The sequence below is a fragment of the Shewanella sp. 2_MG-2023 genome (assembly GCF_030548905.1).
GTDB lineage: Bacteria > Pseudomonadota > Gammaproteobacteria > Enterobacterales > Shewanellaceae > Shewanella > Shewanella electrodiphila.
The window spans coordinates 36,962-49,776 of record NZ_JAUOSO010000015.1 but is presented as its reverse complement, the minus strand read 5'-3'; the positions used below and the strand labels follow the sequence as shown (position 1 = coordinate 49,776).

Below are 12,815 nucleotides of genomic sequence, written 5' to 3'. Positions count from 1 at the left end.
CCATTGATGACAATACATAGTGGTTATCGCCAACAAGTCAGGTTAAATATAAACGGCATCGTACAAGGGGTTGGGTTTAGACCTTTTGTGTACCGGCTTGCAACTCAATCTAATTTAGTGGGTTCAGTGTTAAATAACCAACAAGGTGTGTGTATTCATTTACAAGGTTTAAATACTGATATCAATAAGGTCGTACATCAACTAAAAGTCAATCCCCCACCTCTCGCACGTATCGACAAGTTGTTAATAAAAGAAGAAGCTATAGATAGCTCACTGCAACACTTTGTTATTGAAACCAGTACAAGTAGTGATGATGCTGTCGTGTCTATTTCTGCCGACAAAAGTGTTTGTGGTGACTGTTTACTGGAAATGCGCGATCCCAAAAACCGTCACTATCAATATCCATTTACCAATTGCACCAATTGCGGACCTCGTTATAGCATCATTAACAATCTGCCTTACGATCGCATCAATACATCAATGGCAAACTTCGTGATGTGCGATGAATGCGCGTATGCCTATAACGATCCTTTAAACCGACGATATCACGCCCAGCCGGTCAGTTGCCCCAAATGTGGGCCACAACTGAACTATATCGACTGTACAGCTAATTCAAACAGTTTTAGTGCTCTTACCAACCAACAAATAATCAGCAAAATTGTTAGTGAACTCAATAATGGAAAAGTTATTGCCATAAAAGGATTAGGTGGGTTTCATATCATTTGTGATGCCACTAATGATATTGCAGTAAAACGTCTACGTCAGCGCAAACATCGTAAAGCTAAACCCTTGGCGGTTATGGCAACCGATTTACCTAATGCTCGTCAAATGGTTGAAGGTACAAATAAAGAATGGCAGATCCTTAGCTCAGCAGAAAATCCTATTACACTGATGAAAAAGCGCAGTGATATGGAGAATAACCTAAGTCCAGCGCTTGCGCCTGATATTGATACTTTAGGTATATTTCTGCCATATACACCGCTGCACCATCTATTAGTTGAAGCCTTTAGAAAACCGTTAGTTGCAACCAGTGCTAATATTTCTGGCTTACCTATCATTACCGATGGTAATGAAATCAAACAAAAGCTTGGCGAGGTGGTAGACGGAATTGTTGATCATAACAGGCCAATAGTTAATGCCTGCGATGACAGTGTGGTGCAAGTCATTGACGATAAGATCCAAGTCATTCGACTCGCAAGAGGTTATGCACCACTTAGCATCCCTTTAAGCAATAAATTACAGCATCACCTATTAGCTGTTGGCGCTCAACAGAAAAATACCCAGTGTTTTGCGTTTAACGAAAATGCATTTGTAAGTCCACATATTGGTGACTTACATAATCTAGAAACTAATCAATATTTCGAGCAAACAATCAATACTTTTCGCCGCCTTTATCAATTTACACCTGAACAAATAATCGCCGATAAGCACCCAAAATATACATCGTCACAATGGGCTAAGTCACAGGCCAATGAACAAAAACTCCCGCTTGCCAATGTTCAGCATCACTATGCTCACGTATTGAGTGTTCTCGCTGCCAACAATTATCATAAACAAGTCTTAGCATTTAGCTTTGATGGCACAGGGCTTGGAGATGACAACCAATTATGGGGCAGCGAATGTATGCTTGCTGATGCGCATAATTTTGAAGTTAAAGCGCACTTTAGATCATTTAAACTGATAGGCGGTGAGCAAGCGATAAAGCAACCAGTACGTATTCTGTTAGCCTTGTTATTCGACACCATGTCTGTTGATGAAATCATGACATTGCCGATTAATGCCATACAGCAAATGGATAAATCAACAGTCAATAATCTTCACAACATGTGGCTTAATAACAGCGCTTGTATTGAGTGCCGCTCGGTAGGACGTATTTTCGATGCTGTTGCAGTTGCCCTGAACCTTATCATAGAAAATGATTTTGAAGCACAAGCTGGAATGCTGATAAGCACTCACGCAAATATGGCTATTGAAACAGAACTATATAATGACGCTAACAATCTAATCAGTGCCCCATCGACCTCAGGTAAGTTGTCGATAATCTCAAATGAGGATCTTATTAATGATGTAACTCCCCTCACCAGTACCAATACCAATACCAATATTGAAACAAAAAGTATTCAGATTTTTGAACCTTCACAACTTATCTATCAGTTAATCACTCGTTTAAAAAACACAAAAAGTAGCAACGACCTGCCAGGCGTGACTAACCAACTGTGTTTAGAGTTTATCGAAAGTTTAAGCCAAGTTGTTTGCTACATGGCAAAGCTATATCCGAGCTATAAGCTAATTCTATGTGGCGGTGTTTTTCAAAATAAATTGTTATATGAGATGACCTTACAACATCTAAATCGTCATTTTAATTATTCACTAGATAAGGTGTTACCAAGCAAATTGGTTCCCATAAATGATGCAGGCATTTCATTAGGACAAATTTGGTATGCCTACCAACAACTGAACAAATCACAAACCCAGCATTAGAGTCTAAAGAGTTTCGATTTACTGATGTTAATCAAAGTATCAAATGAATGACGAGTTAATATTGAATAAACAATAACCAGTACGACAATGGTAAATAGGGTTTTTAAAGGAGTTAAAGTATGTGCCAAGATTGCGGATGTTCATTAACGGATCACTCAAACCTTCATACGAATCCACAGCTTAATGACACCAAAACATTATCTGTTATTCATAAAATCTTAGATAAGAACGATCACGAAGCGCAACATAATCGACAGCACTTTGAAGCGAATAAAGTGACAGCTTTCAATCTAATGAGTAGTCCAGGGAGCGGTAAAACAACCCTACTTGAGCACTTACATGAATACTTACCTAAAAAATATGCGGTAATCGAAGGCGATCTTGAAACCTCAAGGGACGCTGACAGATTAATAGCTAAAGGAATTGAGGCATACCAAGTTCAAACGGGTTCGGCATGTCATTTAGACGCTTTCATGGTGCATCAAGCATTACACCATATCGATCTAAAGCCTATCGATGTTTGTTTTGTAGAAAATGTCGGTAATTTGGTGTGTCCCGCCAGTTATGATGTAGGTACCCACCACAACATCGTCTTATTATCTGTACCTGAAGGCGATGACAAAATTGAAAAATACCCCGTCATGTTCCGCCGCGCAGATCTAGTCCTGATTACTAAAATGGATTTAGCAGAACACTTTAACTTTTCCTTAGTTGAGTGTCGTAAACAACTCGAAAAATTAAACCCTAATGTCACTTTAATGCCTGTTTCAGTAAAAGATCCACAGTCGATTACGGCTGTGGCTCAGTGGATCCTTAAACATCAAGAGGAATTGTAATATGTGCTTATCTGTTCCTTCACAAGTGACTGAATTACATGATGATGCAAGCGTAACCGTTAATACATTAGGTGTTAAGCGACGTGTCAGTGCTCATTTAATGACGGAACCATTAGCAATTGGAGATTTTGTTCTTATCCATATTGGTTTCGTGATGAATAAAATTGATGAAAAAGAAGCCAACTTAAGTTTAGCACTCTACAAAGAGATAGTTGAAAAGCTAGCCCTTGAGGAGCAAGCCTAATGATACTCTCTGATTTATACCAGCAGTTCAGAAACCCTGAAACTATAAGAGCTTTGTCGCAAGCGATAAAAAAAATCGCAAGTAAAGTCGAAACGGATATTAATATCATGGAAGTTTGTGGGGGGCATACTCATACGATAATGAAATATGGTTTGAACCAACTACTACCTGCAAACATCAAATTTATTCACGGCCCTGGTTGTCCTGTTTGTATTATGCCAAAAGAGCGAATAGACCACGCCGCTGCCCTTGCCCAGTTACCCAATACGATTTTACTGACATTAGGTGACATGATTAGAGTACCAGGGTCTAAGGGGAACCTGGCTAAATTTCGGGCTAAAGGCGCAGATATTAGACCGCTTTATGATCCCTTAGATGCGATCACGATAGCCAAAGAGAATCCGTATAAAAAAGTCATTTTCTTTGCTATTGGTTTTGAAACATCTACCCCTATGACTGCAGTATTAATTGATCAAGCAGAGAAACAAAACATTGAAAACCTTTTGTTTCACATCAACCATGTGCTTGTTCCACCCGTCATTGACACTGTCATGGCTGATACAGAGTGTAAGGTTAATGCTTTTATCGGACCTGCTCATGTCAGTGTCATTAGTGGCGCTAAAGTATATCGACCTGCAGTAAAGCAATATCAAACACCGCTTGTTGTATCAGGGTTTGAACCAGTTGATGTTATGGAATCAATTTTACGTATCGTTAAACAAAAACATGCCCAAATTGCTGAGCTGGATATTCAATATAGCCGAGCAGTGACTGAAGACGGCAATCTTGCAGCTCAACAGTTAATCAACAAATATTTGACCCTACGAGACAGTTTTAGGTGGCGAGGACTAGGCCCCATTCCCAATTCGGCTTTACGTCTTAAAGATGAGTTTTCCCATCGCGATGCTGAAATTATTTATTCAACAGTGCTGCCTACAGAAGAAATCAACGATCATAAAGCATGTCAATGTGGTGATATTTTACGGGGCATAGCTAACCCACCTGATTGCAAAGTATTTGGGCGTGGTTGTACTCCTGAAACTCCATTAGGTAGCTGTATGGTGAGCTCTGAAGGCGCTTGTAATGCTTATTATCGATATGCTGGGGTATCTCATGCTTAATAAAAAGTTCGAACAAATACAACTTAGTCATGGCGGGGGTGGCAAAGAAATGAATGCATTGATTAACGATATGTTCTTTACTGCGTTTGCGAATCCAATTCTAACATCTCAAGAAGACTCAGCTCAGTTACAACTATCAGGCGCAACGGCTTTTACTACTGATTCTTTTACTGTCGACCCTTTATTTTTTGCTGGTGGCAATATTGGAAAACTAGCCATAGCTGGAACAGTGAATGATCTTGCCATGATGGGCGCACTGCCAGAATATTTAAGTTGTAGTTTTATTATTGAAGAAGGTTTTGCCATAAAGGATCTGCAAACCATTGTGACCAGCATGGCTGAAGAAATGCAGCAAAGTGGCGCTCATATTGTTTGCGGTGACACCAAAGTCGTCCCTAAAGGCTGCGCCGATGGCATATTCATCAATACCTCTGGTGTCGGCAAAATTATCAAACAAGGCATATCAGTCAACAATCTTCAAAATGATGATGTGATCATTGTTTCAAGGGATATTGGACGCCACGGTGCTGCAATACTCATGGCCCGTGACAGTTTGTCTTTAGAATCAGATTTAACCAGTGATTGTGCAAGTCTGTGGCCTATTGTTGAGCAACTTATCACAGTAAATATTGACATTCATGCAATGAGAGATGCAACCCGTGGTGGCTTATCTGCAGTATTAAATGAATGGGCAATGGCATCTAATGTTGGCATTAGTGTCGATGAAAAATTGATTCCTGTTTCGACCGAAGTGCAAGGTTTATGTGAGCTATATGGTTTTGAACCCTATGATTTAGCCAATGAGGGGACGTTCATAATGGCATTGCCACGAGCCGCAGCAGATAAAGCATTAGAAGTCATGACCCAGTATTGTCATTGCGATCAGGCCAGTATTATTGGTTATGTCACAGACGCGCACAATGGCAAAGTCATTTTAAATACCCCATGGGGAAGCAGTCGATACTTAGACATTCCTCAAGGTGAATTATTGCCAAGGATTTGCTAATGCATGAATACTCCATCGTCATGTCACTAATGGAACAAATTGAGCAGTTAGCCAAAGATAACCAGGCCACCAGTATTGTGAGGGTTGATATTAAAGTGGGCGTTCTTAGTGGTGTTGAGCCAGATTTACTTCTGCGTGCATTTGATACTTTTAAACTGGAAACAATTTGTAAGTCAGCCTTCCTTAACATCAAGCTACAGCCCTTAATAATTAAATGTAGGCAATGTGATAAAGAAACAACGCTTGAACAACGAAATGTTATCTGCCCTTTATGTATGAGTTATAACACTCAAGTGGTTGAAGGTGAAGAAATGATGTTGATGCAATTAGAGATGAATACGTAATAAAACAAACTAGGTACCTAGTATCAATTCTTACAAAAGGAAATTAATAATGAACACTAAATTAATTGCTCTATTATTCGCGACTGCACCGACGGCTGTTTTTGCCCATGAAGGTCATGGTGGTATGGGCTTATTTCATCATTTATATGAACTAGCACCAGCAATTACACTGGTTGCAATCGTCGCATTTGTTATTTATCAAAAAACTAAATAAATAACGATAGATATCTCTCGAAGAGCTCTAGATACAGGGCTCTCTCGTTTTAAAGTAGGTTATTTTTTTGCCCCATCTTTGAAGCAAACTTGTGTTTATTACATTGTAAAATTGAGATACACACAAACTGCAAACGCTTATGTCGAATCGTATTAATCTCCTATCGCTGTTTTTATTCCAACTTTGAACATAAAACAATCAGAGTCATGTCCATTTATGCAAAGCAATGTAAAGCTATGTCACTTTTTACTAATTAATAAAATAATGGGTTATGTTTAATCATGAAGTTCATACAGTTTAATCGAAGCTAATTAAGACATATTCAAGGAAGCGTGATGCCAGAAGAAATGCTAGATGATCCTTTTACTGTAAGTGAAGCTGCAGACTTCATTTCAACTAAAAATGCCATTTCACAAAATAATGCCGTGATTGCAGTAAATCGTTTTGGTCTCGGCGCAAAACCTAACGAATTAACCCATGCGGAAAAAGATCCGCAAGCCTTTTTGATTAATCAATTAGTCATACCTAAGTTTTTACCCACTCAATATAGTTCTGATTCAATAATGCAGCTTTTAGCAGACTATCAAAAACAGAAACAACGAGATAGAAAAGCGGTTGAAACGAGCACTGTAGGTATAAATATACCCACAGAAACTGCTAACAGTATGTCTATTGATACAAGTATGGCTAACTCAGATGCGACAGACAATGTCAAGGCTGCTCCTCTAAAGCCGAAAAACAAACCGCCATTTAGAAAAGCTTTTATTGAATTAACCACCAGTAGTTTACAGAGCGCAATTGACTCACCGAACTCCCTGAGTTGGCGGCTATTACAATTCTTTTCTAATCACTTCAGCGTTACAGCTCAAGGGCCTTTCATGACAGGACTAGCACCGACGCTAGAACGTGAGGCTATCGCGCCTAATCTATTAGGCTCGTTTGAAGATATGTTGCTTGCTGTTACAGCCCATCCTGCAATGATTAAATATTTAAACAATGAAAAGTCTTTTGGCGCTAATTCAAAATTAGGTAGAAGAGGCAAAGGTTTAAATGAAAATCTCGCCCGTGAAATCCTTGAATTACATTCCTTAGGGGTAAATAGCGGCTATTCACAAACTGATGTGATTGAACTAGCAAAAGGCATTAGTGGTTGGAGTATTGCTAACCCAAAACGAGACAAACAAACCGGGTTTTTGTTTCGCTCAAATGGCCATGAATCAGGAACAAGAAAGTTACTTGGCAAACAGTACCCTCAATCCGGTATTGAACAAGGGCAAACCATGCTGGTAGATATAGCAAGGCATCCTCAAACTGCAAAACATCTTTGTTATAAGTTAGCCAAACACTTTATTGCAGATAAACCTTCCGCGTCATTACAAAATCAATTAGTGAAAACCTGGATTCGCACTAACGGGAATATCAAACAAGTGATGATCACCATGATTAGCTCAACAGAGGCATGGCAACCTATACGGCAGAAGTTTAAAACACCCACAGAGTTTGTTATCTCAGCTTATCGAGCATTTGATATTTCTGTGCCTAAAGGTCGAAAAATGATTCAGTTACTCACGGAGTTAGGTCAGCAGCCTTTTAAAGCTAATTCTCCAGCAGGCTTTAGTGACGATGAGAAAGATTGGAATGGAGCCAATGCGCTGATGACCAAAATTAACTGGTCGGTGAGATTAGCGGAGAGACAACGTAAACAAATGGCAGCAGATTTGATTGTAAATACTTTTGGTCAAACCATGACAGAGTCATCTTATAAGACCATTACCCGAGCTGAAAGTCGCGATCAAGCACTTGCATTACTGCTATTGAGTCCTGAATTTTTAAGGAGATAACATGGAACGTCGCGAATTTATCAAAGGACTCGGTGCCAGTTTAGTGATGTTAAGTAGTGGAGTATCGACATCAGCACTAGCAACCGATATCAAAACCAATAAAAAGAATCTAGTTTGGGTCATGCTTAGAGGCGCTTTAGACCCATTGCACACTGTAGTTCCGATAAAAGACGACAACTTACTCACGTTACGGCCTACTCTAGCTAAGAGCGTGATGAAAAGTGCCTTAGCATTAGATAACCAGTTTGGGCTTAATCCCGCTTTAACTCATTTACATAAATGGTACTTAGACAAGCAATTACTGCCTATTGTCGCTGTATCATCAGGTTATGAAAGTCGCTCACATTTTGATGGTCAAGATTACCTCGAAAGCGGCGGTAATTTAAATAACTTAGATTCTGGATGGTTAGCGAGATCTTTAAGTGGTCTTTCTAATTCTGCTATAAGTACGAGTAAATATAGTAAACAAACTTCATCAGCGATTGCCATTGCCAATAGTACGCCAATTAGCTTACGTGGAAGCAACGCTGTTAACACCTGGTACCCAGCAAATATCAAAGCTGCAGATGACGATATTTATCGTCAATTAAATAACTTATATCAAGATGATAAAAGTTTACTGCAGAATTTAACCGATGGGTTAGCACTTCAAGACACTGCCATGATTGATGATAGTAAAAAAACCAGTCGCAAATTTATCGAGTTAGCAAAAGCATGTGGTAATTTCTTAGTAAAGAGTGATGACATTGATTGTGCCATGTTGGAAATGGGTGGCTTTGATACTCACAATAATCAGCATAAGCGTTTATTGAAACAGTTAACTGAATTAGACAGTGGCTTAGCAGCCTTAAAGTCCTCTTTGGGTTCTCAATGGGATGACACTGTTGTGATTGTAGCGACAGAGTTCGGTCGCACCGTAAAAGAAAATGGCACTCAAGGAACCGATCACGGTACAGGCAGTGCAATGTTCATTGCTGGTGGCCAGGTAAAAGGCGGTAAAGTATTAGGTGATTGGCCGGGTCTTCAAACTGAGCAACTATTTAAACAACGTGATTTACAGCCAACAACTAATAGTTTTAGTTGGATAGCCAGTATATTGAAGCAACATTGGCAGTTAAGCGATGACGCCATCGCAAAAGTCCTTCCCTTACATAAGCCATATAGTAATCAAATAATGATGTAAAAAATATGCGATAAGTTTTCAATCCCTACTTACATACCAAGAGCAAAATACTAAAAAGCCTGACTATCATATTAAATAGTCAGGCATTTTTACCATTCACTTCAAAGCCAAATCTTTATGAAGTGGCTTTAATGATGTTAACTCTAAGCTTTAAGCGCTGCATCAATCATAACTTGTGCTTGACTGATTATTTCAGCAAGGTGATCTTCACTGATGAAGCTCTCTGCATATATTTTAAATAGCGCTTCGGTGCCAGATGGACGCGCTGCAAACCAACCATTTTCAGTCGTCACTTTAATACCGCCAATTGCCGCGTTGTTACCTGGCGCATGTGACAAAATAGCAGTAATAGTTTCACCTGCAAGCTCTTTGTCAGTAAAACTGTCTGAAGATAGCTTTTCAAACTTGGCTTTTTTCTTCAAGCTGATCGGGCTATCGATGCGAGTGTAAAAGCTTTCACCAAACTGTTCAGTAAGTTCAACATAACGCTGCGCGGGTGTTTTACCGGTTACGGCCAAAATTTCAGCGGCAAGTAAGGCTAAAATAAAGCCATCTTTATCGGTACACCAAGTGCTACCGTCTTTATTTAAAAATGCAGCGCCTGCACTTTCTTCACCACCAAATGCAATTGTGCTATTTGCCAAGCCGTCCACAAACCATTTAAAACCAACTGGCACTTCTAAACATTGACGATTATGAGACTGACAAATTCTGTCAATAATCGCACTTGATACTAATGTTTTACCAATGGCTAAATCTGCAGACCAACCTTGGCGATATGTCAGCAAATAATCAATTGCTACAGCTAAGTAATGATTAGGGTTCATTAATCCAAAACCAGGACACACGATTCCGTGACGGTCGTAATCTGGATCGTTACCCACACAAACATCATAACTTTCACTATGAGCTAACAAACCCGCCATCGCATAAGGGGATGAACAATCCATGCGGATTTTGCCATCTTTATCCAATGTCATGAAACCAAATGACGGATCAACTTTTTCATTAACTAAGGTAATATTTAAACCATGTTGCTTAGCAATATGTTCCCAGTAATAAATACCTGAACCACCTAATGGGTCAACACCAATACGTATTTTAGCTTTAGCAATGGCTTCTAAATCAATCACACTAGATAACGCATTGACGTAAGGCGCGATGAAATCAACCTCATCAATCCAACCTGAATCGAGTGCAACGCCATAATTAACTTTCTGCACACCAGATAGCTGTTTAGCTAAATATTGATTCGCCTTTGCTTCAATTTGTTTGGTGATGTCAGCTTCCGCTGGACCGCCATGGGGAGGATTGTATTTAATACCGCCATCTTGTGGCGGATTATGTGAAGGGGTAATAATTAACCCATCAGTTAATTCCCCACCATTTGCATTAGCTGCAATAATGGCTTGAGATACAACGGGTGTAGGGGTGAATCCATCGTCTTTTTGAACTTTCACAGCGACTTGATTAGCTGTCAATACTTCAAGTACTGACAAATAAGCTGCGTAAGACAATGCATGAGTATCAAAACCAACAACCATAGGCCCTTTTATGCCAGCTTGTTGACGGTAATCAACTACGGCTTGAGTGATTGCCCAAATGTGGTTTTGGTTAAAACTCGACTTTAACGCACTGCCGCGATGTCCAGATGTACCGAAAGTGACTTTCTGTTGCACATCTTCAACGTTGGGGGTGATACGATAATAATAACTCATCAATTTGGGTAAATTGATCAAATCCGTTTGTAACGCCACCTTTCCTGCTCTATTGTGAATCGCCACCCATGTTCTCCCTATTTAGATTTTAAATTCTTTCTGAAATCGATTGTGCCAGTTCTTCATTACAACCTAATTGCAATAACACTTCTGATAAAATAGTGCGCTTTTTAGCGGTGTTATTATTGGTTGTCACCCAGTAACCGCTCTCGCCAATTTCTTTTGGATTAGCTGATTGGCTTGCTGATAATAACTCAGCCTTAGAACGGGCAAAATAAAGACGCCCGCGTCCTTGGATTTTTAAGATTTGTTCAAATGTCTTAGGTGTTAATGCAGACAATGATTCCAACAAGAACATAAATCGCCCTACTGCACCTTTTTGTTGAGCAAGCATATGTTCATGCACAACATCTTTAAAATCGACATCAACATGTTCACTAGTGTCTATGAGATTTTCAGCTTCAGCAACTGGAACTTTTTCTTCTTTAACTTGAACGTTAGCAACTTGATTGTTTGTAACCGGCTTTATTTCAATGGCGTCATTGGTAGATTCTAAACTAGGGTGACTAATAGCAAGAGGCTCTGCAGGTTCTGATGTTTCAACAGAAAGGTCTAACAATCGGCGTAATATATCTGATGCGCTTTCACCGATACGTTCCGTTTTGCTTGCAATATAACGATAGAGTTCTTCGTCTATCTCAATATATTTCATATTAGTCTGCTTCCTTTGGTCTTAAAAAACGAATGCCGCCTAATGCTGTTAATCTTTTTTGTGCACTTCTTTTAACAAGATGCTGAATAATGGCGGCTAAAGGATCGATTTTGATCGATCAAATTAATAATTACAGTCTACCCATCTGTCGCTGTAGGTTAAAGAGCTAAAGTCACTAAATCGTTCATAATTAGTCAATTTCATTAAATCAATTTGCTGGTGGATTGTTTAATGAACATTTGTTTCAAGAAAAAATCACATCAAGTGTTGAAATTTAAGTTAATTTACAGGCAAAATCACCGCCTAAATGATCGTGACAACGGATAAATACTCAATGCATTTTGTTTCATCAGGCGAAGGCCAAGCAGTAATTTTAATTCATGGCTTATTTGGTAATTCAGACAATCTCAAAAACCTAGCCAGTGCATTAGAACAAAACTACCAAGTCATTCGTGTTGATTTGCCCAATCATGGCAATAGTAAGCATTGGCATTCTATGGATTATCCAAGCCTAGCTCAGGAATGTGTTGAGCTTTTACAGCAATTAAAATTATCTGAGGCGCATTTTGTCGGTCATTCCATGGGGGGTAAAGTGGCCATGGCGTTAGCTTTATTGCACCCTGAAATGGTCACGAGTTTGGTCGTTGCTGATATTGCCCCTGTCGCATACAGCCCACGCCATCAAAAAGTATTTGCCGGATTAACAAGTTTACCGTTAGCAAATGTTACTTCACGAAAATTTGCTTTAGATCACCTCACTCACGCAGACATTGAACTTGGTACGGCACAATTTTTACTTAAAAATTTACAGAAAACCGATAATGGTTTTGAATGGAAAATGAACTTAGAAGGTTTAATCGAAAATTACCCACATATTATTGGTTGGGACATGCCTGATGCTGTATATCCAAAACCATGTTTTTTCATTCGGGGTGGTGACTCTGAATATGTATTGGCGGAACATACAAGCGCCATTATGAAACAGTTTCCACAAGTAAGCGCAAAAACAATCAATGGCACAGGCCATTGGTTACATGCACAAAAACCTGAAATATTTAATCGTTTAGTGGTTGAATTTATTGATAAGCACCAAAGTTAACTAGCATAAGGCTCAG

The 12,815-nt window shown here is 39.3% G+C and carries 12 protein-coding genes; 10 read left to right on the top strand and 2 right to left on the bottom strand.

Annotated features, from left to right (window positions below; genetic code table 11):
* The first annotated feature begins 6 nt into the window (after positions 1 to 6).
* The 9 genes from hypF (at position 7) to Q4600_RS15185 (ending at position 9,270) form a co-directional block, all read left to right on the top strand.
* Positions 7 to 2,481, top strand: a complete 2,475-nt coding sequence (gene hypF / locus Q4600_RS15225; protein ID WP_303517169.1) for a carbamoyltransferase HypF — start codon at positions 7 to 9, stop codon at positions 2,479 to 2,481.
* A gap of 119 nt (positions 2,482 to 2,600) precedes the next feature.
* Positions 2,601 to 3,317 carry a hydrogenase nickel incorporation protein HypB gene (hypB, locus tag Q4600_RS15220; protein WP_102527262.1) on the top strand — a complete coding sequence of 239 codons (717 nt, stop codon included), beginning with the start codon at positions 2,601 to 2,603 and terminating at the stop codon, positions 3,315 to 3,317.
* 1 nt (position 3,318) lies between these two features.
* Positions 3,319 to 3,561 (top strand): HypC/HybG/HupF family hydrogenase formation chaperone, encoded by a 243-nt coding sequence (locus tag Q4600_RS15215; protein ID WP_303517170.1) that lies wholly within the window; start codon positions 3,319 to 3,321, stop codon positions 3,559 to 3,561.
* Entirely contained in the window at positions 3,561 to 4,682 is a 1,122-nt protein-coding gene (gene hypD, locus Q4600_RS15210) for a hydrogenase formation protein HypD (protein ID WP_303517171.1), read from the top strand. The genes Q4600_RS15215 and hypD overlap by 1 nt, the downstream gene beginning before the upstream one ends.
* Complete coding sequence (gene hypE, locus Q4600_RS15205; protein WP_303517193.1) at positions 4,675 to 5,688, top strand: hydrogenase expression/formation protein HypE; 1,014 nt, start codon at positions 4,675 to 4,677, stop codon at positions 5,686 to 5,688. Before hypD ends, hypE begins: the two co-directional genes overlap by 8 nt.
* Complete coding sequence (gene hypA / locus Q4600_RS15200; protein ID WP_303517172.1) at positions 5,688 to 6,032, top strand: hydrogenase maturation nickel metallochaperone HypA; 345 nt, start codon at positions 5,688 to 5,690, stop codon at positions 6,030 to 6,032. The genes hypE and hypA overlap by 1 nt, the downstream gene beginning before the upstream one ends.
* Before the next feature lie 49 nt (positions 6,033 to 6,081).
* Complete coding sequence (locus tag Q4600_RS15195; protein ID WP_198589538.1) at positions 6,082 to 6,246, top strand: hypothetical protein; 165 nt, start codon at positions 6,082 to 6,084, stop codon at positions 6,244 to 6,246.
* A 335-nt stretch (positions 6,247 to 6,581) separates the two neighbouring features.
* Entirely contained in the window at positions 6,582 to 8,087 is a 1,506-nt protein-coding gene (locus Q4600_RS15190; RefSeq protein WP_303517173.1) for a DUF1800 family protein, read from the top strand.
* A gap of 1 nt (position 8,088) precedes the next feature.
* Entirely contained in the window at positions 8,089 to 9,270 is a 1,182-nt protein-coding gene (locus Q4600_RS15185) for a DUF1501 domain-containing protein (protein ID WP_102527257.1), read from the top strand.
* A gap of 143 nt (positions 9,271 to 9,413) precedes the next feature.
* Here Q4600_RS15185 and pgm read toward each other — a convergent pair whose 3' ends face one another.
* Positions 9,414 to 11,054 (bottom strand): phosphoglucomutase (alpha-D-glucose-1,6-bisphosphate-dependent), encoded by a 1,641-nt coding sequence (gene pgm / locus Q4600_RS15180; RefSeq protein ID WP_303517174.1) that lies wholly within the window; start codon positions 11,052 to 11,054, stop codon positions 9,414 to 9,416.
* Positions 11,055 to 11,076: 22 nt separating this feature from the next.
* The gene (seqA, locus tag Q4600_RS15175) at positions 11,077 to 11,700 is read right to left on the bottom strand and encodes a replication initiation negative regulator SeqA (RefSeq protein WP_303517175.1); all 624 of its coding nucleotides are present in this window, start codon (positions 11,698 to 11,700) and stop codon (positions 11,077 to 11,079) included.
* Positions 11,701 to 12,034: 334 nt separating this feature from the next.
* Here seqA and Q4600_RS15170 point away from each other — a divergent pair, with 334 nt between their 5' ends.
* Positions 12,035 to 12,799 (top strand): alpha/beta fold hydrolase, encoded by a 765-nt coding sequence (locus Q4600_RS15170; RefSeq protein WP_303517176.1) that lies wholly within the window; start codon positions 12,035 to 12,037, stop codon positions 12,797 to 12,799.
* The last annotated feature ends 16 nt before the right edge of the window (positions 12,800 to 12,815 follow it).